The sequence below is a fragment of the Palleronia sediminis genome, assembly GCF_004358695.1.
Classification (GTDB): Bacteria; Pseudomonadota; Alphaproteobacteria; order Rhodobacterales; family Rhodobacteraceae; genus Palleronia; species Palleronia sediminis.
The window spans coordinates 211177-232267 of the sequence record NZ_SNAA01000001.1 but is presented as its reverse complement, the minus strand read 5'-3'; the positions used below and the strand labels follow the sequence as shown (position 1 = coordinate 232267).

Genomic DNA, 21091 nt, shown 5'->3' with positions numbered 1-21091 from the left:
GCGTCAGTCTTTGCATCGGTGAGGGATCGATGCGGGGGCAGACATGACGAGCGTGAGAGAGATTGCGGCCGAGATCGTCGCGCGGGAAGGCGGGTTCGTGAACGATCCCGACGATCCCGGCGGGGCCACGAAACACGGTGTCACCATCGGGACGTTGCGGGCGCTGGGGCTCGATCTCGACGGGGATGGCGATGTCGATATCGCCGATATCCACCGCATCGACGCGGCCCGCGCGGCCGATATCTTTGTGCACCATTATTTCAAGGGGCCGCGGCTGGATCTGCTGCCCGCGCCGCTGCATCCGACGGTGTTCGACATGCAGGTGAACGCCGGGGCGCAGGCGGTGCGGCTGTTGCAGGCGCTGCTGGGTCGCATGGGTTTTCCCTGCGCCATCGACGGCATCGTCGGGCCGCAAACGGCGGCCGCCGCGCATAAGGCGGCGCGCGCGGCGCCTGCCCATATCGTCGATGCCTACGGGATCGAGCGGCGCAATTTCTACTATCGCCTCGCCGATGCGCGCCCATCGCTGCGCAAGTTCGCCCGCGCGCGGGACGGCGGCAAAGGCGGGTGGATCACGCGGGCCGAGGCGTTCATCTCGCCCGCCTTTCACCTGAGCCCGGCCGAGCATCGCCGGAGGGTCGCGGCATGGGGCTGAGCAACCTGATTCCCGGCGGCCGGGTCGTTGCCGGCACCGCGCGCGCCGTGGCCGATACGGTCGGGCTGTTCCGCGAGGGGGCCGAATCGTCGGCGGCGCGCGACGCCGCGCTGGCCGAGGCGGTCCTGTCCGCCTATGCGGCCGAGTTCGCGGATCGCCCCCGCGGCCGGTTCGACCGGTTGATGGATGGCTTGAACCGCCTGCCGCGGCCCGCGATGGCGCTGGGCACGCTGACCATGATCGGGGCGGCGATGGTCGATCCGGTCTGGTTCGCCGCCCGGATGACGGGGCTGGCCGCGGTGCCCGACCCGCTCTGGTGGCTGATGGGTGCCATCGTGTCGTTCTATTTCGGCGCGCGCGTCCAGGTGAAATCGCACGAGATGCGGCGCGCGTTCCGCATGGGCGCGCCGGTGGTGCCCACCGTCCCCGAAGATCCGCGCGACGGCAACGCCGCGCTGGCCGCGTGGGAGGCGGGCCGATGAGCGAGGCGCGGCTGACCGAGCTCGAGCGACGGATCGGCGCGCTCGAGATGCGGGGCGCGGTGGACGAGGTGCATCGCGTCAATGTCGAGCAGCGGCTGGGCGCCATCGAGGATACGCTGAAGTGGCTGGTCCGGCTGGTGCTGGGCGCCGTCATCCTCGGCGGGATCGGCTATGGCCTGGGCGGCGGGCTGATGCCGCCCTGAGCGCTGCGTGGGCGACGGGCGGGGGCGCGGCGGAATGCCCCCGCCGATTTACAAAGCCGTGACTTGGGGCCGGCGTCCGGGCGCGCTATACCGTGACACATGTTGATCGAGTTCGCCCATTTCGCCCTCATCCTCGCCCTCGTCATGGCGGCCCTGCAATGCGTCCTGCCGCTGGTCGGCGCCTGGAAGGGATGGCGCGGCTACATGGAGGCCGCGGCGCCCGCCGCGACCTCGCAATTCCTGTTGCTGAGCTTTGCCTTCGCGGTGCTGACCTGGGCCTTCGTGACTTCGGATTTCTCGCTGAGGCTGGTGACGCTCAATTCGCATACCGCCAAGCCGATGATCTACAAGATCGCGGGGGTGTGGGGGAATCACGAGGGCTCGATGCTCTTGTGGTGCCTGATCCTTGCGCTTTATGCGGCACTTGCGGCGTGGTTCGGCGGCAACCTGCGCGAGACGACGCGCGCGCGGGTGCTGGGCGTGCAGGGCGCGATCAGCGTGGCTTTCGTCAGCTTTCTCGTATTCACCTCGAACCCGTTCGAGCGGCTGGCCGTTCCGCCCATGAACGGCGAGGATCTGAACCCGCTGTTGCAGGATCCGGGCCTCGCGTTCCATCCGCCGTTCCTCTATCTCGGCTATGTCGGGCTTTCGATGGCGTTTTCCTTTGCCGTCGCCGCCCTGATCGAGGGGCGGGTCGATGCCGCATGGGGCCGCTGGGTGCGGCCCTGGACGCTGGCCGCGTGGCTCTTTCTGACCATCGGCATCGCGCTGGGGTCCTGGTGGGCCTATTACGAGCTTGGCTGGGGCGGGTTCTGGTTCTGGGATCCGGTCGAAAACGCGAGCTTCATGCCCTGGCTCATCGCCGCCGCCCTGCTGCATTCGGCCATCGTCGTGGAAAAGCGTGAGGCGCTCAAGGCGTGGACGATCCTGCTGGCGATCCTCGCCTTCGGCTTTTCGCTGATCGGTGCGTTCATCGTCCGCTCGGGCGTGTTGACGAGCGTCCATGCCTTCGCCACCGATCCCGAACGCGGCGTTTACCTTCTGGCGATCACCGGGGTCTTTACCGGCGGCGCGCTGACGCTCTACGCGGCGCGGGCCGGCGGCATGCAGGCCAAGGGCGTGTTCGGGCTGGCCAGCCGCGAGACCGCGCTGGTGGCCAATAACGTGCTGCTGGCGGTATCGTGTTTCGTCGTCTTCGTCGGCACCGTCTGGCCGCTAATTGCCGAGATGGCCTTTGACCGCAAGCTGTCGGTGGGTGCGCCGTTCTTCAACGCGGCCTTCACGCCCTTCATGGTGGCGCTGGCCGCGCTGTTGCCCATCGGGGCGGTCATGCCGTGGAAACGTGCGCGGCCCGGCCGTGTCGTGGGCGAGCTCTGGGGCGCGCTCGTGCTGTCGATCGCCCTGGGCGCGTTCGTCTGGGTGATGCAGACCGGCGGCTCGATCCTTGCGCCGGTGGGCGCGGTGCTGGCGGCGTGGCTGGTTCTGGGCACCATCGCCGATCTGCGGCTTCGGGCGGGGCGGGGCGATCTGTCGTCGCGGGTCATGCGGCTGGTGCGGCTGCCGCGCGCCGATTGGGGCAAGGCCGTGGCCCATGCCGGGTTCGGGGTGACGATCTTCGGCATCGCGGCGCTTACCGCGTGGCAGGTCGAGGATATCCGCGTGGCGCAAGAGGGCGAGACCTTTACCGTCGGTCCCTATGACCTGACCTTGCAGGGGGTCCGCCAGCTCGACGGGCCGAACTATGTCACCACGCTGGGCACCATCGACATCACGCGCAACGGTCGCGCGGTCGCCACGCTTGAGCCCGAAAAGCGGTTCTACCCAGTTGCCCAGATGCCTACGACCGAGGCCGCCATCGACAACGGCGTGCTGCGCGACCTCTATGTGGTGATCGGCGATCCGCAAGATAACGGTGGCTGGGCGGTGCGCACCTATATCAAGCCCTTCGCCAACTGGATCTGGGCAGGCGCCATCATCATGGCGCTTGGCGGCGTGCTGAGCCTGTCGGACCGGCGCCACCGTGTCGCGGCCGGCGCGGCCAAGGCGCCCCGCCGCGCGGTGCCGGCGGAATGAGGCGGCTCGCGCTCATCCTGGCGCTGGTCGCCGCACCCGCATTCGCGGTGCAGCCCGACGAGATCCTCGACGATCCCGCGCTCGAGGCGCGGGCGCGCGACCTGTCCGAGGGGCTGCGCTGCCTCGTCTGCCGCAACGAGAATATCGACAACTCGAATGCCGACCTGGCGCGTGATCTGCGCCTTGCGGTGCGCGAACGCCTCGTCGCGGGCGATAGCGACGAAGAGGTGATCGCCTACCTGACCGACCGGTATGGCGAGTATATCCTGCTCAACCCGACGCTGACGGGCTCGAACCTGATCCTCTGGCTGGCGGGGCCCGCGATGCTCCTGCTCGGGGCCGGCATCGCCGTGGTCGCCACGCGGCGGCGGGCGCAGGCCGCGCCTCCAGACGATCTCGACCCCGAAGAGCGCGCCCGGCTCGACGCGATCCTCGATCGCCGGGACTGACCCGCCGCGAGAGGGGTTCCCCCGGCCGGCCAAGCCGCTAGGGTGCGGCCGACCCTGACCGGAGGCCGCGCCTTGGACTACGAGACGATCCGCTTTTCCCTGCGCGATGGCATCGCCACCGCCACGCTGAACCGCCCCGAGCGCAAGAACGCGCTGAACGCGCAGATGCGCGCCGAGCTGACCCACGCGATCCGGTCGCTCTCGGGCGAGGCCCGGGTTCTCGTCCTGACCGGCAAGGGCGACGCCTTTTGCGCGGGTCAGGATCTGGGCGATGGCGCCAATGCGGGCGCCATGGATCTCGAACGGGTGCTGCGGGACGAGTATGCACCGATGCTACGGGCCATGGGCGATTGCTCGGTGCCTATCGTCGCCGCGGTCAACGGTGCGGCGGCGGGGGCGGGGGCCAACCTGGCGCTGTCCTGCGACGTGGTCATCGCCGCCGAGGGGGCAGTGTTTCTCCAGGCCTTCACCCGGATCGGGCTGATCCCCGATGCCGGGGGCAGCTATTGGCTGCCCCGCCAGGTCGGGTTCGCGCGGGCCATGGGGGCCGCCCTGTTCGCCGAGCCGATCACGGCCCGACAGGCCGCCGATTGGGGCATGATCTGGGAGGCCGTGCCCGACGACCGCTTTGCCGACCATTGGCAGGCGCGCGTCCGGGCGCTGGCCGCTGGCCCGACCGAGGCCTATCGCGGCGTCAAGCGCACCTTGCGCGCCAGTTGGGACAATGATTTCGAGCAGCAGATCGCGCTCGAGGCCGAGGTGCAGGGGGCCTGCGGGCAGACCCGCGATTTCAAGGAGGGCGCGCTGGCCTTTGCCGAGAAACGCCCCCCGGCCTTCGAGGGGCGCTGACGCGGTTCAGGCGATCTCGTGTACCGCGACATTCTGCTGGCGCAGGGTCAGCCAGCCATAGGAGGTGAGGAACGCGATATCGGCCGCGTCCCGCCCCACGCCGATGATCGCGAGCCGGTCGGGCGTCGCCATGCCGGTCGGGTCGACGAGATGCCAGGCACCGTCCAGCCAGACCTGCGCCAGCGCGTGGAAATCCTGCGGCCGGACCTCGGGGCAGTAGCCGCTGACCATGCGGGCGGGAATGCCCTTGGCGCGGGCGAGCGAGATCAGGACATGGGCGAAATCGCGGCAGATTCCGCGCCTCTGCACGAAGGTGTCGAGCGCGGTCGTCCACGGCCCCGACGCGCCCGGCGAATAGGTATAGCGCTTGGCGATCCAGTCGGCCATGCGTGCGATGCAGGCGCCCGCCTCGATATCGCCGAACTCGGCCGCGACGAAAGACTGGAACTCGTCCGAGGGGCAATAGCGCGAGGCCATGAGATAGGGCACGGCCTCGGCGGGCAATCTCCAGACCGGGTCAGTGGGCAGGGTCGCGATGTCGATGGCGGGGCGCGCGATCTCGACATTGGCGGAATAGACGCAGCGGAACCGCCCCTCGGGGCGCAGCCAGACGCGCGACCCGATGCTGTCCTCGCCCTCGATGCGGATCGCGTGGGCGGTGCGGCCGGGGTCCAGTCGCTCTTCGGTCACGGTCTGATCCACCATCCACGCGGTTTCGATCTGCATGAGCACGTCGACCACGCCCTCGGCGTCATAGTCGAGTTCGACCTCGATCCGCATCTTCATCGGCGTGGCTCCAGCGGGTTGGGACGGTTTGCGGCGAAAGCCGGTCGCGCGGTCGGAACGAATGGCGCGGGGCGTGGTTAGCCCCGGCACGACGATATCGAACCACGCGCGCCCCGGAGGCCCCATGACCGATCTTTCCCGCCTTTTCGCCCCTGTCGCAATGGGGGCGCTCGATTTACCCAACCGGGTTCTGATGGCGCCGCTTACGCGCAACAGGTCGCAAGAGGACGGCACCCCGCGCGACTGGGCGCAGACCTACTATGCGCAGCGCGCCTCGGCCGGGCTGATCGTCAGCGAGGCGACGCAGGTCGATCCCACGGGAAAGGGCTATATCGATACGCCCGGCATCCATGCCGACAGCCATGTCGCGGCGTGGCGCAAGATCACCGAGGCGGTTCATGCCAATGGCGGGCGGATCTTTTGCCAGCTCTGGCATGTCGGGCGGATCAGCCATGTCTCGCTTCAGCCGGAGGGTGCCGCGCCGCTCGCGCCTTCGGCGATCCGGGCCGAGACCAAGACCTTTACCCGCAACGGATTCGAGGACTGTTCCGAGCCGCAGACCATGACGACGGACCAGATCGCCGCGATGGTCGATGCCTATCGCGACGGGGCGCGCCGCGCGCTCGAGGCGGGGTTCGACGGGGTCGAGATCCACGCCGCGAACGGCTATCTGATCGACCAGTTCCTGCAGGATTCCACCAACAAGCGCGAGGACGGCTATGGCGGCTCGATCGAGAACCGGCTGAGGTTCCTGCGCGAGGTGATCGGCGCCGTGGCCGAGGTCTGCCCGCGCGAACGCACCGGCATCCGGTTCTCGCCGCTGGGCCAGGCCAACGACATTTCCGACAGCGACCGGGAGGCCCTGTTCACCGAGGCCTACAAGCTCGCCGATGCCGAAAGGCTCGTCTATATCCACACGATCGAGCAGTTCCGCGGCGCCGATACGCCCGATGCCGACCGTGCCTTGTTGCGCCGTCTGCGCGGCCATTACAGCGGGCCCTATATCGCCAATGGCGACCTGAGCGCCGAGGCGGCCGCCGAGATGATCGCGCGCGGCGATTGCGAGGCGGTGACCTTCGGACGCGCCTTCATCGCCAATCCCGACCTGCCCGAGCGTTTCCGCACCGGCGCGCCGCTGAACCCGCAGGACGAGGATACGTTCTATGGCGGGGACGAGCGCGGCTATACCGACTACCCGTTCCTCGATTCGATCGGGCGCGTCTGACCCGCGAGGGCAGGGGGCGACAACCGGGTCGCCCCCCTTGCCGCGTTATCCGCGGTTCTCGACATCCACGTAATCGCGCTGCGTCTCGCCTTGGTAGAGCTGGCGGGGGCGGCCGATCTTGAGCTGCGGGTCCGAGATCTGTTCCTTCCACTGGCTGACCCAGCCCACCGTGCGCGCCAGCGCGAAGATCGGGGTGAACATGGATTGCGGAAAGCCCATCGCGTCGAGAATGATGCCGGAATAGAAATCGACGTTGGGAAAGAGCTTCTTGTCGCGGAAATAGTCGTCCTCGAGCGCGATACGCTCCAGCTCTTTCGCGGTCTGGAGGACCGGATTGTTCTCGATCCCCAAAAGATCCAGCACTTCATCCGCGGATTGTTTCATCACCGTCGCGCGCGGATCGTGGTTCTTGTAGACCCGGTGGCCAAAGCCCATCAGGCGGAACGGGTCGTTCTTGTCCTTGGCGCGGGCGATGAATTCGGGAATGCGGCCGGGCGTGCCGATCTCGCGCAGCATCTCGAGGCAGGCCTGGTTCGCGCCGCCATGCGCGGGCCCCCAGAGGCACGCGATGCCCGCCGCGATGCAGGCGAACGGGTTCGCCCCCGAGGACGAGGCCAGCCGCACGGTCGAGGTCGAGGCGTTCTGCTCGTGATCGGCATGGAGGGTGAAGATCCGGTCCATCGCGCGGCTGAGGATCGGGTTGACCACGTAATCCTCGGCCGGGACCGAGAAACACATCCGCAGGAAGTTCGACGCATAGTCGAGATCGTTGCGCGGATAGACGAAGGGCTGCCCCACGGAATACTTGTAGGCCCACGCGGCGATGGTCGGCATCTTGGCGATCAGGCGGATCGACGCGACCTCGCGCTGCCAGGGGTCCGAGATATCGGTCGAATCGTGATAGAAGGCAGACATCGCGCCGACCACGCCGACCATGACCGCCATCGGGTGCGCGTCGCGCCGGAACCCGCGGAAGAAATACTGCATCTGCTCGTGCAGCATCGTGTGATCGGTCACGCGCGATTCGAAATCCTCGAGCTGCATCGCGGTCGGCAGATCGCCGTAGAGCAGCAGGTAGCAGACCTCGAGGAAATGCGATTTCGAGGCCAGTTGCTCGATCGGGTAGCCGCGGTGCAGCAAGACACCCTTTTCGCCGTCGATGAAGGTGATCGTGCTGTCGCAGGACGCCGTCGAGGTAAAGCCCGGATCGTAGGTAAAGACGCCTGCATCGCCATAGAGCTTGCGGATGTCGATGACGTCCGGCCCGACCGTGGGGGAGTGCATCGGCAAGTCGTAGGTCTCTCCGGCGATGGAGAGCGTCGCCACTTTTCGATCCTCGGCCATGGTGGAGATCCTTCCTCTGTTGGTGGTGCGGCCTCTCTGGGCCGCCGGTATCAGGGTGCGGCCGGGCGTCGGGCCATTACGTCACCGATGCGGGCCAGGGTCTCGTCCCGGCCCAGCACGATCATCATGTCGAAGACGCTGGGCGTCGCGGTCCGGCCTGCGAGCGCCGCGCGCAGCGGGCCGGCGAGCTTGCCGAGCCCGACGTCGTTTTCCTCGGCGACATGGGCGGCGGCCGCTTCGAGAGCGTCACGCGACCAGCTAGCATTTTGCAGGTGCGGCGTCAATTTCCCGAACAGTTGCAGCGCGTTCGCATCGAGCGATTTCCCGGCCTTCGGCTCGATCTCGAGCGGGCGGTCGGCCAGCGCAAAGGCCGCCGCCTCGAGAAGCTCGGGATAGGTTTTCGCGCGCCCCGTGACATGGGGCAGGGCGGTCTCGAGCGCGCTCGTCTTCTCGGGCGGCAAGGGCGGCATCCCGGTCGCGGCGCGGAACTGCGCCAGACCCGACAGGATGTCCTCCGCGCTCATCCGCTGGAAATGCTGGCCCGAGATATGGGCGAGCTTCTTGAAGTCGAGCCGCGCGGGCGCCCGCCCGATCCCGCCTAGGTCGAACCAGTCGCGCGCCTGCGAGTCGTCGAACACCTCGTCGTCGCCATGGCTCCACCCCAGCCGCGCGAGATAGTTGCGGATCGCGGGCGCGGGATAGCCCATGTCGCGATATTCCTCGACGCCGAGCGCACCGTGCCGCTTGGACAGTTTCTTGCCGTCCTCGCCATGGATCAGCGGGATATGCGCCCAGACCGGCTGCGCCCAGCCCATCGCGCGATAGACCAGGGATTGCCGCGCCGCGTTGTTGAGATGGTCGTCGCCGCGGATGACGTGGGTCACGCCCATGTCGTGATCGTCGACCACCACGGCAAGCATGTAGGTCGGGCTGCCATCCGAGCGCAGCACCACCATGTCGTCGATCTGGTCGTTGCGGATCGTCACGCGGCCCTGAACGGCATCCTCGATCACCGTCTCGCCGTCCTGCGGCGCGCGCATGCGGATGACGAAAGGCGCGTCGGGATGATCGGCCGGGTCGGCATCGCGCCAGGGCGAGCGGAAGAGGCTCGACCGTCCCTCGGCCTGCGCGGCCTCGCGCGCGGCGGCGATCTCTTCTTGCGAGGCAAAGCATTTGTAGGCCGTCCCCGCGGCCAGCATCTCGTGCGCCACCTCGGCGTGGCGCGCGGCGCGGGCAGCCTGGCTGACGGCCTCTCCGTCCCAGTCGAGCCCGAGCCAGACGAGGCCCGAAAGGATCGCATCGGTCGCCTCCTGGGTGGAGCGCGCGCGGTCGGTATCCTCGATCCTGAGCAGGAACCTGCCCCCACGGCCCCGCGCGAACAGCCAGTTGAACAACGCCGTGCGCGCGCCCCCGATATGCAGGAACCCCGTGGGCGAGGGCGCGAAACGGGTGACGACCGGCGTGTCGGTCTGGGGCGTCGAGGCCATGCGGCATCCTTGGGCAGACAGCTTTGGCGGGGTTTAGCCGCTGGTCCGGGGCGAGACAAGACAGGCGCCCCGGTCGCACTTAACCGCCGTTTAACGCGGGGCGCGCAAAACTCGCGCTATGTCGCGCATCGCCGCCATCGCGTTCCTGCCGCGCCAGCGCGGATACCTGGCGCCCTGGGCGCCGGTTTTCCTGGCCGTGGGGATCGCGGCGTATCTCGGCCTGCGGGCCGAACCGTCGCCGCAGGCCTGGCGCGCGGTCGCGCTCGGGCTGGCCGCGGGGGCGGGCGCGCTGGCTGCGGGGCTGTGGCGGGTGCCGCTGGCCTGGGCGCTGTGGCTGGGACTCCTGGGCTTTGCGCTGGCGGGGGCGCGCACCCATGCGGTCGCGGCCCCGGTGCTGGAGTTTCGGTATTACGGCGCGGTCGAGGGGCGGGTGATCGCCATCGACCGCTCGGCCTCGGACAAGCCGCGGCTGACGCTCGACCGGGTCGTGCTCGAACGCATGCCGCCCGATGCCGTGCCAAGCCGTGTGCGGGTGTCGCTGCATGGCGATATAGGCTGGCACGCGCCCCGCATCGGCGACCGGGTAATGACCACCGCGCATCTTTCGCGCCCCGAAGGGCCGGTCGAGCCCGGCGGCTTCGATTTTCAGCGCATGGCGTGGTTTCGCGGGATCGGCGCGGTGGGCTATACCCGCACGCCGGTTCTGCTGGCCCGCGCGTCGGAAACGGGCCTCGCCGTGCAGCGATTGCGCGACAGGCTCGGCCGCGCCGTGCGCGCGCGGCTCGACGGCGAGACAGGCGCGGTCGCCGCCGCGCTGGTCGTGGGCGACCGGGGCGGGATCGGGGCCGCGACGCTCGAGACGCTGCGGGCCACGAACCTCGCGCATCTGCTGGCCATCTCGGGGCTGCATGTGGGGCTTTTGACGGGTCTCGTCTTTTGGGTGCTGAGGCTGGGGCTGGCCGCCGTGCCGGGCCTCGCGCTGTGCCATCCCACCAAGAAATGGGCCGCCGGCGGGGCGCTGGTCGCGGCGGCGGGATATCTCGCCATCTCGGGGGCGGGGGTGGCGACGCAGCGCGCCTTTGTCATGGCGGCAATCGCGCTTGTCGCGGTGATGCTCGACCGGCGGGCGTTGACCCTGCGCGCGGTGGCCATCGCGGCGCTGATCGTGCTGCTCCTGCGCCCCGAGGCATTGGCGAGCCCCGGATTCCAGATGTCCTTTGCCGCCACCGCCGCGCTGGTCGCGGTGTTTCGCGCGCTGCGCGACAGCGGCGGCCGGCGCTGGCCCCGCTGGGCCGATGGCATGGTTGCGGTCGTGATCTCGTCGACCGTGGCGGGGCTTGCCACCGCGCCGGTCGGGGCGGCGCATTTCAACGCCATGTCGCGCTGGGGCTTGGTGGCGAACCTCGCCTCGGTTCCGGTGATGGGGCTTGTCGTCATGCCGGGCGCGGTGGCCGCCGGCTTGCTGAGCCCGCTCGGCCTCGATTGGGTGGGGCTGTGGGTGATGGGGGCCGGGATCGACTGGATCCTCGGCGTCGCGGCGACGGTCGCCGCATGGCCCGGCGCGGTCGTCTCGGTGCCATCCCCGCCCAAGGCGGTCCTGCCCCTGCTGGGCGCCGGGGCGGTGACGATCCTGCTGTGGCAGGGCCGGGCGCGGTGGGCGGGGCTGGTACCGGCGATGGTGGCCTTTGCCCTGTGGGCCGGAACGCCGCGCCCCGATCTGCTGATTGCGCCCTCGGGGGGGCTGGTCGGGCTGAGGGCAGAGGGCGGGCGGGTGCTGAGCAAGCCGCGCGGGGCGGGGTTCGCCGCGCGGGTCTGGCTAGAGAATGACGGTGATCCGGTCGATCAGGAGACCGCCTTTGCCCGCGGTGCCTTGCCCGAGGGGATCGTTCACGCCTGGGGCCGCGGCGGAGAGGAGGCCGCGCGCGCGGCCTGCCGGCCCGGCCTGATCGTGGTGACGACCGCCGTGCTGGAGGATGCGGGCGGCTGCCTGCTGTTCGACTCGGCCTCGCTCGAGGAAAGCGGGTCGGTCGCCCTATGGCAGAGCGATGGCGGCTGGCGCGTCGTCACCGCGCGGCAGGCGACCGGCGAACGACCCTGGAACGCGCGGGAAGGTCGGGCAGCAGACGCCGCGCCCGCGGATCAATAGGTGCGGATCAGCCCGACCAGGCGGCCCTGCACCTTGACCTGGTCCGAGGGCAGGACCCGGGTCTCGTAGGCCGGGTTCGCCGCCTCGAGCGCGATGGAGCGGCCCTGCCGGCGGATGCGTTTCAGCGTCGCCTCGTGCCCCTCGACCAGTGCCACGACGATATCGCCGTCATCGGCGGTGGCGGTTTCGCGGATGACCACAACATCGCCATCGTTGATCCCCGCATCGATCATCGAGTCGCCCCGCACCTCGAGCGCATAGTGGTTGCCACGCCCCGAAAGCATCTGGCTGGGCACCGCGACGTTGTGCGAGACCTCGGATATCGCCTCGATCGGGACGCCGGCCGCAATCCGCCCCATGAGCGGCACGTCCACCGCGTCGACGGTCAGCGGCATGGATTGCGGCGGCGGGGGCGCGTCGGGCCGGTCGCCGTCGATCACGCGGGGCTGAAATCCCTTGCGTTCCAGCGATTCCGGCAGCTTGACGATTTCGATCGCGCGGGCACGATGGGCGAGGCGGCGGATGAAGCCGCGTTCCTCGAGCGCGGTGATGAGCCGGTGGATGCCGGATTTCGACCGCAGGTCGAGCGCATCTTTCATCTCGTCGAAAGACGGTGGCACACCCTCGGCCTGAAGGCGGCGATTGATGAAATCCAGAAGTTCCAGTTGCTTGCGCGTCAGCATGGCGGCCAGACCCTTTTCCCGTTCGGATCAGAGCCTAGCCATGTTCCCGTTTTGTGTCAATCGGCAACCTCACGCCGATGCGAGATCGACCACCTCGACCATGTCGCCCGCGTCCCTGGCCCTGTCATGCGGCGGCCGCACGATCAGCGCGTCGGCCTGGGCCAGGACCGACAAAAGCGAGCTGTCCTGCCGGTCGAAGGCGGCAACCCCCTCGGGGGTGATGCGGGCGCGCATGTAATGCTCCCGCGGGCCGTTTTGCTCGAGCGCTGCGGCAAGCGGCAACGGCCGCCGCGCGGCCGACGACGGTGCACCGCCCAGCATGACGCGGATCGCAGGAAGGATGAATACCACGCCACAAACCATTGACGAGACGGGGTTCCCGGGCAGGCCAATCATGGGAGTGCCGTCGACGCGCCCGGCCATCAGGGGCTTTCCGGGCCGCATGGCGACCTTGTAGAACGCCCGCTCCATCCCGCGGGTCTCGGCCACGCGGGCGACGAGGTCGTGATCGCCGACCGACGCCCCGCCGATGGTCACGACGAGGTCGGCCCCGCGGGCGAGATCGAAGGCCATCGAAAGCGACGCCTCGGTGTCGCGCGCGACCGGAAGCAGCCGCGCGATGCCGCCCGCCCGTTCGATCATCGCGGCGAGGCCGAACCCGTTCGAGGCCACGATCTGACCCGGCCCCGGCGTCTCGCCCGGCTGCACCAACTCGTCCCCCGTCGCGATCAGCGCGACCTCCGGGCGGCGGCGGACCGGCACGGTGGGGTGGCCCATCGAGGCGATCAGCGCGATATCGCCGGGCCTGAGCGGATGCGCGGGCGCAAAGGCGGTGCCGGCGGTGAAGTCGCAGCCCGCGGGGCGGATGAACGGCCCCGGCTCGACCCGTTCGGACAGGGTGATGCCATCGCCGTCGCGCGCCACGTCCTCCTGCATGACGACCCGCGCCGCACCGGGGGGGAGCGCCGCGCCGGTAAAGATCCGCGCGGCCTCGCCGGGGCCGATGGCGCCGTCGAAGGGATGGCCCGCCGCCGCCTCGCCGATCACGCGGAACCTGGCGCCGGGGCCGGCCGCGGCATCGGGGATCGCGTAGCCGTCCATCGTCGCCGCATCGAACGGGGGCTGGTCGCGCGTCGCACGCAGCGGCGCGGCAAGGTGGCGCCCGGCCGCGTCGCGCAGGGGCACCGTCTCGGCCCCGGTCGGGCCGACCAGCGCCAGAACGCGCGCCAGCGCATCCTCGACCGCGATCACGTCCGGGGCGCCTCGAACCGCCCGGACTTGCCGCCATCCTTCATCACGAGGTGGATGCCACCGATCTCCATGTCCTTCTGCACGGCCTTGACCATGTCGTAGACGGTGAGGCAGGCGGTCGAGACGGCGGTCAGCGCCTCCATCTCGACGCCGGTCTGGCCGGTCGTCTTAACCGTGGCGCCGATGCGCAGGCCGGGCAGGGTCGCGTCGGGCGTGATCTCGACCGCGACCTTCGTCACCGGGAGAGGGTGGCACAGCGGGATCAGCTCGGCCGTGCGCTTGGCGCCCATGATGCCGGCAAGCTGCGCCACACCCATGACATCGCCCTTTTTGGCGCGCCCTTCGGTAATCATATCAAGGGTTTCGGGCGACATCCTCACCCATCCGGCCGCGCGGGCCTCGCGCGCGGTGACGGGCTTGTCCGAGACGTCGACCATGTGGGCGTTGCCCTCGGCATCGAAATGGGTGAGCGCCATCAGAACCCTCCTGCGGTCAGGGGGTCGGCGAGAAGCGCGGCGGTCGCCGCGGCCACGTCATCGTGGCGCATCAGGCTTTCGCCGACAAGAAAGGCGCGGGCGCCGAACCGCGCGATCCCCGCCAGATCCTCGGGGGTCGACAACCCCGATTCCGAAACGATCAGACGCCCCGGCTCGACCAGCCGAGCAAGTCGGCGCGTCACATCAAGAGAGGTCTCGAAGGTATTGAGATCTCGGTTGTTTATCCCCATGAGCGGCGATGACAGACGCTGAGCGCGATCGAGCTCGGCCTCGTCATGCACCTCGATCAGCACATCCATCCCCCAGCCCGTTGCCGCATCCTCGAGTTCGGCCGCCTGCGCGTCGGACACGCTGGCCATGATGACCAGGATGCAATCGGCGCCGATGGCGCGGCTTTCGGCCACCTGCCACGGATCGTAGAGGAAATCCTTGCGCAGTACCGGCAGGTCGCAGGCCGCCCGCGCGGCGACGAGGTAATCCTCGTGCCCCTGGAAGGACGGCGCGTCGGTCAGCACGGAAAGGCAGGTCGCACCGCCCTTTTCGTAAGCCATCGCAATGGCTTCGGGGTCGAAGTTCTCGCGGATCAGCCCCTTGGACGGGCTGGCCTTCTTGATCTCGGCGATCAGCCCGTAGCCACCGCGCGTGGCGCCCCGCAGGGCGCGGGCAAAGGGCCGGACCGGGGGCGCGCTGCGCGCCGCGTTCTCGATGGTCGCGGTGTCGCGGGAGGCCTTGCGCGCTGCGATCTCGTCGAGCTTGTAGGCCCGGATGCGCTCGAGGATGGTGGCCATCAGCCGGCCACCGTGACAAGGGCGTGGCGCTTGCGCCCCGCGCTGAGCTTGACCGGATCGGCCAGTGCCGCGGCGTCGAGGATCAGGCCCGGATCGGTCAGCGGCGCGTCGTTCATGCGCGCGCCCCCTTCCGAGATCAGGCGCTTGGCCTCCTTGCCTGACCCGGCCAGCCCGGCGCGGACGATGACCTGCACGATCGAGATCCCGTCGGCAAGCTCGGCGCGGGGCAGGGCCAGCGTCGGCAACTCGGACCCGGTGCCGCCCTTTTCGAACACCTCGCGCGCCGTGGTGCGCGCAGCCTCGGCGGCGGCGCGCCCGTGGCACAGCGCCGTCACCTCGTCGGCGAGGATCACCTTGGCGTCGTTGATCTCGCTGCCCTCGAGCGCGCCCAAGCGGTCGCATTCGGCTACGGGCAGCTCGGTGAACAGCCGGGCGAAACGTCCGACATCGGCATCGGTTGTGTTGCGCCAGAACTGCCAGAACTCATAGGGGCTGAGCAGGTCGGCATTGAGCCAGACCGCACCGCCCTGGCTCTTGCCCATCTTGCGCCCGTCCGAGGTGGTCAGCAGGGGCGTCGTCAGCCCGTACACCTCGCGACCCAGCACGCGCCGCGTCAGGTCGACACCGTTGACGATGTTGCCCCATTGATCGCTGCCGCCCATCTGGAGCGCGCAACCCTCGCGGCGGTTGAGCTCGAGGAAATCGTAGGCCTGCAGGATCATGTAGTTGAACTCGAGGAACGACAGCGACTGCTCGCGGTCGAGCCGCGATTTCACGCTGTCGAAGCTGAGCATCCGGTTGACGCTGAAATGACGCCCGATATCGCGCAGGAAGGCGAGATAGTTCAGCCCGTCGAGCCATTCGGCATTGTCGAGCATGAGCGCGCCATCCCCGCCATAGGCGAGATACTTGGCAAAGACGCCCTGCATCGCGGCGATGTTCGCGGCGATCTGCTCGGGCCCCAGCAGCGGCCTTTCATCGGCGCGGAAGGACGGATCGCCCACCTTGGTCGTCCCTCCGCCCATCAGCGTGATCGGACGATGGCCCGTCTTTTGCAGCCAGCGCAGCATCATGATGTTGAGAAGGTGCCCGACATGCAGCGATTTCGCCGTGGCGTCATAGCCGATATAGGCCGTCACGGGCCCCGCCATCAGCGCCTCGTCGAGGCCCTGCAGATCGGTGCAGTCGGCGACGAAGCCACGTTCGGTCATCACCGACAGGAAATCGGATTTCGGCTGGTAGGTCATCGCATGGGCGTCCATTCTCGGGCTCGTCCCCGTCATAGCGGCGGGGGGTGCGGAGGAAAAGCCATGTTGCGGGACAGGTTGCGCGAAGGTCCGGTCTGGGCGCTGGGAACCATGTCGGGCACGTCGCTCGACGGGGTCGATGCGGCGATGGTGCTGACCGATGGCGAAGAGGTGTTCGCCTTGGGTGACACCGCCTACCGGCCCTATTCCGAGGCCGAGCGGTCGGTCCTGCGCGCGGCGCTGGGGCGGTGGGACGGGCTCGAAGACGCGGCGGCGGTGGTCGAGGGCGCCCATGCCGAGCTGCTCGCCGGTATGGGGGGCGCCGAACTGGTCGGGTTCCACGGCCAGACCACGGCACATGATCCGGGCGGGCGGGGCACCTGCCAGATCGGCGACGGGCGGCTTCTGGCCCATGCGCTCGACCTGCCGGTGGTCTGGGATTTCCGCTCGGCCGACGTGGCGCTCGGCGGGCAGGGGGCGCCGCTCGCCCCCTTCTATCACCACGCGCTCGCCCGCCGGACGGGCGCGAGCGCGCCGGTGGCCTTTCTCAACCTCGGGGGCGTCGCCAACCTGACATGGTGCGACCCGTCCATCGCCGACCCGGCCGCGCCGGGGGCCTGCCTCGCCTTCGACACCGGCCCGGCCAATGCGCCTCTAGACGATCTCGTGGCGGCGCGGCGCGGGCTCGGCCGCGACGAGGACGGGGCGCTGGCGCTGGCGGGGCGGGCCGATGCCGCCATCGTGGCGCGGGCGGCCTCGCATGGCTACGTCGCCCGTATCCCGCCCAAATCGCTCGACCGCGACGATTTCGCCTGGGCGCTCGATGCGGTGGCGGGGCTCGGGGACGAGGATGCGGCCGCCACGCTGGTCGCGATCTGCGCCGAGACGGTTTCCGCCGGGCTCGGCCATTGCCCGCACCCGCCCGCGCGCGTCCTGGTCTGCGGCGGTGGGCGGCTGAACCCCGCGATGATGCGCGCGCTCGCCCGACGCGTGCCGGACGGGATCGAGATCGCCCCGGTCGAGGATATCGGGCTCGATGGCGACATGATCGAGGCGCAGGCCTTCGCCTTTCTCGCCGTGCGCGTGGCGCGCGGCCTGCCGAGCTCGTGCCCCGGCACGACCGGGGTCGCGGCCGCCGTGGGCGGGGGCGAGATCAGCCATCCGGGCGATGCGCTCGCGCTGCTCGAAGACCGGCAGGGCTGAGCGGGGCCACAGCAGATGGGCCTAGGGCCCCGGCGCCGCCCCCGGTCCCGGCGGCCCGACATGAGTATTTCGGGAAACAGAGAAGCCATGGACGGCACGCGGGAAACGGGACGCGGGTTTGCCCTGGTACACCCGCGCCAAGGCCATCAAAGCAGGGCCGGCCTTCTCCGTTTCGCGGTCATCGGCTCTCCAGCCTGTACCGCGTTTCCATGGATACGGCCGGGATCTTGCGAAAGGGTTAAGCCTTCTCTGTTTCTGCAAATACTCACGTCGCAACGGCGGTCGCGGGCGCGGGGTCAGCCGTTCTCGCCGCCGCGGAAACGCGCTGCGTCGTCGGCGGCCCGGCGCAGCGCGCGGGCCTTGTTCACCGTTTCCTGGAACTCGGCCTCGGGGTCGCTGTCATGGACCACGCCGCCGCCCGCCTGGATGTAGAGCGTGCCGTTCTTGATGACGGCCGTGCGCAGCGCGATGCACATGTCCATGTCGCCGCCGGCGCTGAAATAGCCGAGGCCCCCGCCATAGATGCCGCGTTTCTCGGGTTCGAGCTCGTCGATGATCTCCATCGCGCGGAGCTTGGGCGCGCCCGAGACGGTGCCCGCGGGCAGACCGGCCAGCAGCGCCGAGAGCGCGTCGTGATCCTCGGACAGCTCGCCCACGACGTTCGAGACGATATGCATGACGTGGGAATAGCGCTCGATCACGAATTGCTCGGTCGGGCGCACGGTGCCGATCCTCGAGACGCGCCCGGTATCGTTGCGCCCCAGATCGAGCAGCATGAGATGCTCGGCGAGTTCCTTGGGGTCGGATAGCAGATCGGCCTCGAGCGCGCGGTCCTCGGCATCGGTCGCACCGCGCGGGCGGGTGCCGGCGATGGGGCGGATCGTGACCTCTCCGCCCATCACGCGCACGAGGATCTCGGGCGAGGCGCCGACGACGTGGAACCCGCCGAAATCGAAGTAGAACATGAAGGGCGAGGGGTTGGTGCGCCGCAGGCTGCGATAGAGCGCGAAGGGCGGCAGCGGAAAGGGCTGGCGCCAGCGTTGCGACGGCACCACCTGGAAGATATCGCCCGCCGCGATGTAGTCCTTGGCGCGGCGGACCGCGTCGAGATAGCCCTCGTGGGTGAAGTTCGAGACCGGCTCGCCCAGCGGGGCTTCGTCGCCCAGGTCGCGCGTGACCGGCGCGGGCCGGTCGAGATCGCGCAGCGCGTCCATCACCCGCTCGGCCGCCTGGGCATAGGCGGCGCGCGCCGACAGGCCCGACCCCGCCCAGGCGGGCGCCACGACCGAGACCTCGCCCTTGACCCCGTCGAGGACCGCGACGACCGAGGGGCGCATCATCCGCGCGTCGGGCAGGTCCAGCGGGTCGGGATTGGCCTGCGGCAGCCGCTCGACCAGGCGGATCATGTCGTAGCCGAGATAGCCGAACAGGCCCGCCGCCGATGCCGGTAGCCCCGCGGGCATCTCGATGCGGCTTTCGGCGAGGATGGCGCGCAGCGCGGTCAGCGGGTCCTGCGGCATCGTTTCGAAGGCGTCGGGGTCGATGCGTGCCTGCCGGTTGATCCGGGCGACGGTCCCGCGGCATTCCCAGACGAGGTCGGGCTTGAGCCCGATGATCGAATAGCGCCCGCGCGTCTCGCCGCCCGTCACCGATTCCAGCAGGAAGGTATCGCGCCCGGCGCCGCCGAGCTTGAGCATCAGCGATACCGGGGTGTCGAGATCCGCGGCGAGCCGCGCGTGTACGAGCTGGTTCTCGCCGCGGGCGTGGCGGGCGGCGAAGCTGTCGAAATCGGGTTCGAGACGCATCAGTTGAACTGCGACAGCACGGCGTTGATCGCCTGTTGGTTCACGGTGACACCCTTCTGGGCGCGCACCGCCTCGGTGAAGGCATTGGCGATATCGCCCGCGATGCCCTGTCCCGCGGCCTGGGCGACACCGGCCTTGATGGCCTGCGCCTCGGCGCTGGTGGGATCGGGCGGCGTGATCGCGTCCACCCGCACGATAAGGGCGCCGGTCCCGGTGGGCAGCACCTCGGCCGCGCCGGCCTCGAGCGCGAAGGCCGTGGGCACGAGATCCTCGGGCGCGTCCTCGATGAAGGCGTCGCGCAGCACGCCGCCGCGCTCGGTCGCGGTGCCGCCGAGCTCGGTCGGCGGGGTGCCCTCGCGCAGCCGCTCGAGCGCCTCGGAGGCCGCCGCGAGGATGCGCTGCCGGCGTTCCTCGGCGACCCAGGCTTCCGCCACCTCGTCGCGGACCGCGTCGAGGGGCTGAAGCTCGGGTTCGAGCACCTCGTCGACCCGCAGCGCGAAGAGCCCGCCATCCGACAGCTCGCCCAGTTCGGGGAAATCGCCCGGCTCGGCGGCCTCGACGGCGGCGCGGAACGCCGGGTAGGCGTCGATGGCCGCGCCGGATTCGCCGGCGTCGCCGGGGCTCCAGACGGTCTGGCCCAGCTCCAGCGGGGTCTCGGCGGCGAGATCCTCGAGCGTGGCGCCCCCCGCCAGCAGATCCTCGACCGGTTCGATCTGGTCCTGCAGCGCGCGGCGTGCGGCATCCATGGCGTATTCTGCGCGCAGGTCGTCGCGCACCTCGTCAAAGGGGGTTTCCTGCGCGGCGAGGATCGCGTTCACCCGAAAGAGCGCGGGGCCGAGCGCGGTTTCGACGGGGCCCGCGATACCCGGCCCGTCGAGCGCGAATACCGGCTCGGCGGCGGGGCCGAGATCGGCGCGCGCCACCTCGCCGAGGTCGATATCGCCAAGGGCGAGGCCGCGGTCCTCGACGAGGGTTTCGAAATCGGTCTCGCCCGCGGCGATGGCGTCGGCCGCGGTTTGCGCGGATTGCGTGTCGGGAAAGACGAGCCGCTCGACGAGGCGGCGTTCGGGCAGGTTGTAGGTCTCGGCGCGGTCGTCATAAAGACGGCGCAGCGCGTCCTCGTCGACCGACACCTCCCCGGTCATGGCCTCGGGCGTCACCCAGGCATAGGTCACGGCTTTGCGGCGGGGCAGGGTAAAGGCCTCTTCGTGGCTGGCGTGATAGGCCTCGAGCTGCGCCTCGGTCGGATCCCCGACCGGATCCTCGAGCGTTTCGGGCCCGAAGCGGATCAGCGTCAGGTCGCGCGTCTCGCGGGCGAAATCGTAGAGCGCATCGACAAAGGCCTCGGGCGGGTCGATCCCCGAGACCAGCGCGCCCTGCAGGATGGCGCGGGCGGTCTCGTCGCGAAGCTGTTCCTCGAACTCGGCGATCGAGAGCCCCGCGCGGTCGAGCGCAAAGCGGTAGGCCTCGCGGTCGAAGCTGCCGTCGAGCCCCTGGAAGCCCGAGATCGTGCTGACCTGTTCGGCCACCCGCGCGTCGCCGACCGACAGGCCGAGCGCCGCCGCCTCGTCCTCGAGCGTGGCCTCGGTCACGAGGCGGCCGAGTACGGCGCGGTCGATCCCCGCGGCGCGGGCCTCGGCGATCGAGACCGCCTGGCCGGTCTGGGCGGTGATCGCGCGGATTTCCTGTTGCAGGGCGCGGGCATATTCGTCGACCCCGATCTCGGTGTCGCCCACCGTCGCCACAACGCGGGTCGAGCCGCCGAAGCTGGTCGCGCCGAAGCCCGCAAGCCCGACGATCAGCAATAGCAGCACGATCCAGACCGCGATCCTGGTGATCGGGTTCTTGCCCTTGGCCATGAGGTGACGGCTCCCGCTTGCGTGGTTTCGCGGGGGGTGTAAGGCCTGCGCGGCGCCGT

General features: G+C 69.7%; 19 protein-coding genes. 9 read left to right on the top strand and 10 right to left on the bottom strand.

The window, feature by feature from the left end:
• The first annotated feature begins 43 nt into the window (after nt 1-43).
• From E2L08_RS01245 to E2L08_RS01220, 6 genes are all read left to right on the top strand, one after another.
• Entirely contained in the window at nt 44-655 is a 612-nt protein-coding gene (locus tag E2L08_RS01245; RefSeq protein ID WP_133395224.1) for a holin-associated N-acetylmuramidase, read from the top strand.
• Complete coding sequence (locus tag E2L08_RS01240; RefSeq protein WP_133395223.1) at nt 646-1137, top strand: holin family protein; 492 nt, start codon at nt 646-648, stop codon at nt 1135-1137. The genes E2L08_RS01245 and E2L08_RS01240 overlap by 10 nt, the downstream gene beginning before the upstream one ends.
• Nucleotides 1134-1340: a hemolysin XhlA family protein gene (locus tag E2L08_RS01235; RefSeq protein ID WP_133395222.1), complete on the top strand. Its 207-nt coding sequence runs from the start codon at nt 1134-1136 to the stop codon at nt 1338-1340. The genes E2L08_RS01240 and E2L08_RS01235 overlap by 4 nt, the downstream gene beginning before the upstream one ends.
• A gap of 99 nt (nt 1341-1439) precedes the next feature.
• Nucleotides 1440-3413 carry a heme lyase CcmF/NrfE family subunit gene (locus tag E2L08_RS01230; protein WP_133395221.1) on the top strand — a complete coding sequence of 658 codons (1974 nt, stop codon included), beginning with the start codon at nt 1440-1442 and terminating at the stop codon, nt 3411-3413.
• Complete coding sequence (locus E2L08_RS01225; protein ID WP_133395220.1) at nt 3410-3862, top strand: cytochrome c-type biogenesis protein; 453 nt, start codon at nt 3410-3412, stop codon at nt 3860-3862. The genes E2L08_RS01230 and E2L08_RS01225 overlap by 4 nt, the downstream gene beginning before the upstream one ends.
• A 72-nt stretch (nt 3863-3934) precedes the next feature.
• Nucleotides 3935-4711: an enoyl-CoA hydratase-related protein gene (locus tag E2L08_RS01220; RefSeq protein WP_133395219.1), complete on the top strand. Its 777-nt coding sequence runs from the start codon at nt 3935-3937 to the stop codon at nt 4709-4711.
• Nucleotides 4712-4717: 6 nt separating this feature from the next.
• On the opposite strand, the gene E2L08_RS01215 is transcribed toward E2L08_RS01220, so the two are convergent.
• On the bottom strand, nt 4718-5623 hold the full coding sequence (locus tag E2L08_RS01215) for a transglutaminase-like domain-containing protein (protein ID WP_240757875.1): 906 nt from the start codon (nt 5621-5623) through the stop codon (nt 4718-4720).
• Between E2L08_RS01215 and E2L08_RS01210 the strand changes: the two genes are divergently transcribed.
• Nucleotides 5622-6722 (top strand): alkene reductase, encoded by a 1101-nt coding sequence (locus E2L08_RS01210; RefSeq protein WP_133395218.1) that lies wholly within the window; start codon nt 5622-5624, stop codon nt 6720-6722. The two genes, E2L08_RS01215 and E2L08_RS01210, sit on opposite strands and share 2 nt — an antisense overlap.
• A 45-nt stretch (nt 6723-6767) precedes the next feature.
• Here E2L08_RS01210 and gltA read toward each other — a convergent pair whose 3' ends face one another.
• Together gltA and gltX are read right to left on the bottom strand one after the other, a co-directional pair.
• Nucleotides 6768-8066 (bottom strand): citrate synthase, encoded by a 1299-nt coding sequence (gltA, locus tag E2L08_RS01205; RefSeq protein WP_133395217.1) that lies wholly within the window; start codon nt 8064-8066, stop codon nt 6768-6770.
• A gap of 50 nt (nt 8067-8116) precedes the next feature.
• Nucleotides 8117-9553: a glutamate--tRNA ligase gene (gene gltX, locus E2L08_RS01200; RefSeq protein WP_133395216.1), complete on the bottom strand. Its 1437-nt coding sequence runs from the start codon at nt 9551-9553 to the stop codon at nt 8117-8119.
• Between the two features lie 118 nt (nt 9554-9671).
• Between gltX and E2L08_RS01195 the strand changes: the two genes are divergently transcribed.
• Complete coding sequence (locus E2L08_RS01195; protein WP_133395215.1) at nt 9672-11699, top strand: ComEC/Rec2 family competence protein; 2028 nt, start codon at nt 9672-9674, stop codon at nt 11697-11699.
• Here the strand turns inward: E2L08_RS01195 and lexA are convergent.
• The 5 genes from lexA to tyrS all read right to left on the bottom strand — a co-directional run bounded on the left by lexA (nt 11693) and on the right by tyrS (nt 16165).
• Entirely contained in the window at nt 11693-12382 is a 690-nt protein-coding gene (gene lexA / locus E2L08_RS01190) for a transcriptional repressor LexA (RefSeq protein ID WP_133395214.1), read from the bottom strand. The two genes, E2L08_RS01195 and lexA, sit on opposite strands and share 7 nt — an antisense overlap.
• A 69-nt stretch (nt 12383-12451) precedes the next feature.
• Nucleotides 12452-13633: a molybdopterin molybdotransferase MoeA gene (locus tag E2L08_RS01185; protein WP_133395213.1), complete on the bottom strand. Its 1182-nt coding sequence runs from the start codon at nt 13631-13633 to the stop codon at nt 12452-12454.
• On the bottom strand, nt 13630-14112 hold the full coding sequence (gene moaC / locus E2L08_RS01180) for a cyclic pyranopterin monophosphate synthase MoaC (RefSeq protein ID WP_133395212.1): 483 nt from the start codon (nt 14110-14112) through the stop codon (nt 13630-13632). Before moaC ends, E2L08_RS01185 begins: the two co-directional genes overlap by 4 nt.
• Nucleotides 14109-14918, bottom strand: coding sequence for an indole-3-glycerol phosphate synthase TrpC (gene trpC, locus E2L08_RS01175; protein ID WP_133395211.1), 810 nt, complete (start codon nt 14916-14918; stop codon nt 14109-14111). The genes moaC and trpC overlap by 4 nt, the downstream gene beginning before the upstream one ends.
• A complete protein-coding gene (tyrS, locus tag E2L08_RS01170; RefSeq protein WP_133395432.1) occupies nt 14918-16165 on the bottom strand; it encodes a tyrosine--tRNA ligase in 1248 nt (415 codons plus the stop codon). Before tyrS ends, trpC begins: the two co-directional genes overlap by 1 nt.
• A gap of 63 nt (nt 16166-16228) precedes the next feature.
• Here tyrS and E2L08_RS01165 point away from each other — a divergent pair, with 63 nt between their 5' ends.
• Nucleotides 16229-17368 (top strand): anhydro-N-acetylmuramic acid kinase, encoded by a 1140-nt coding sequence (locus E2L08_RS01165; protein ID WP_133395210.1) that lies wholly within the window; start codon nt 16229-16231, stop codon nt 17366-17368.
• 296 nt (nt 17369-17664) lie between these two features.
• Here the strand turns inward: E2L08_RS01165 and trpE are convergent, their stop codons facing one another.
• Both trpE and E2L08_RS01155 read right to left on the bottom strand, forming a co-directional pair.
• Nucleotides 17665-19173: an anthranilate synthase component I gene (gene trpE / locus E2L08_RS01160; protein ID WP_133395209.1), complete on the bottom strand. Its 1509-nt coding sequence runs from the start codon at nt 19171-19173 to the stop codon at nt 17665-17667.
• Entirely contained in the window at nt 19173-21032 is a 1860-nt protein-coding gene (locus E2L08_RS01155; protein WP_133395208.1) for a peptidylprolyl isomerase, read from the bottom strand. The genes trpE and E2L08_RS01155 overlap by 1 nt, the downstream gene beginning before the upstream one ends.
• Nucleotides 21033-21091: the final 59 nt, after the last annotated feature.

Coding starts and splice junctions, on each gene's coding strand:
- E2L08_RS01225 (WP_133395220.1), top strand. CDS start 3,410: ATGAGGCGGCTCGCGCTCATCCTGGCGCTGGTCGCCGCACCCGCATTC.
- E2L08_RS01235 (WP_133395222.1), top strand. CDS start 1,134: ATGAGCGAGGCGCGGCTGACCGAGCTCGAGCGACGGATCGGCGCGCTC.
- gltX (WP_133395216.1), bottom strand. CDS start 9,553: ATGGCCTCGACGCCCCAGACCGACACGCCGGTCGTCACCCGTTTCGCG.
- gltA (WP_133395217.1), bottom strand. CDS start 8,066: ATGGCCGAGGATCGAAAAGTGGCGACGCTCTCCATCGCCGGAGAGACC.
- E2L08_RS01210 (WP_133395218.1), top strand. CDS start 5,622: ATGACCGATCTTTCCCGCCTTTTCGCCCCTGTCGCAATGGGGGCGCTC.
- trpE (WP_133395209.1), bottom strand. CDS start 19,173: ATGCGTCTCGAACCCGATTTCGACAGCTTCGCCGCCCGCCACGCCCGC.
- E2L08_RS01240 (WP_133395223.1), top strand. CDS start 646: ATGGGGCTGAGCAACCTGATTCCCGGCGGCCGGGTCGTTGCCGGCACC.
- lexA (WP_133395214.1), bottom strand. CDS start 12,382: ATGCTGACGCGCAAGCAACTGGAACTTCTGGATTTCATCAATCGCCGC.
- trpC (WP_133395211.1), bottom strand. CDS start 14,918: ATGGCCACCATCCTCGAGCGCATCCGGGCCTACAAGCTCGACGAGATC.
- E2L08_RS01155 (WP_133395208.1), bottom strand. CDS start 21,032: ATGGCCAAGGGCAAGAACCCGATCACCAGGATCGCGGTCTGGATCGTG.
- tyrS (WP_133395432.1), bottom strand. CDS start 16,165: ATGACCTACCAGCCGAAATCCGATTTCCTGTCGGTGATGACCGAACGT.
- E2L08_RS01195 (WP_133395215.1), top strand. CDS start 9,672: ATGTCGCGCATCGCCGCCATCGCGTTCCTGCCGCGCCAGCGCGGATAC.
- E2L08_RS01245 (WP_133395224.1), top strand. CDS start 44: ATGACGAGCGTGAGAGAGATTGCGGCCGAGATCGTCGCGCGGGAAGGC.
- E2L08_RS01230 (WP_133395221.1), top strand. CDS start 1,440: ATGTTGATCGAGTTCGCCCATTTCGCCCTCATCCTCGCCCTCGTCATG.
- E2L08_RS01215 (WP_240757875.1), bottom strand. CDS start 5,623: ATGGGGCCTCCGGGGCGCGCGTGGTTCGATATCGTCGTGCCGGGGCTA.
- E2L08_RS01165 (WP_133395210.1), top strand. CDS start 16,229: ATGTTGCGGGACAGGTTGCGCGAAGGTCCGGTCTGGGCGCTGGGAACC.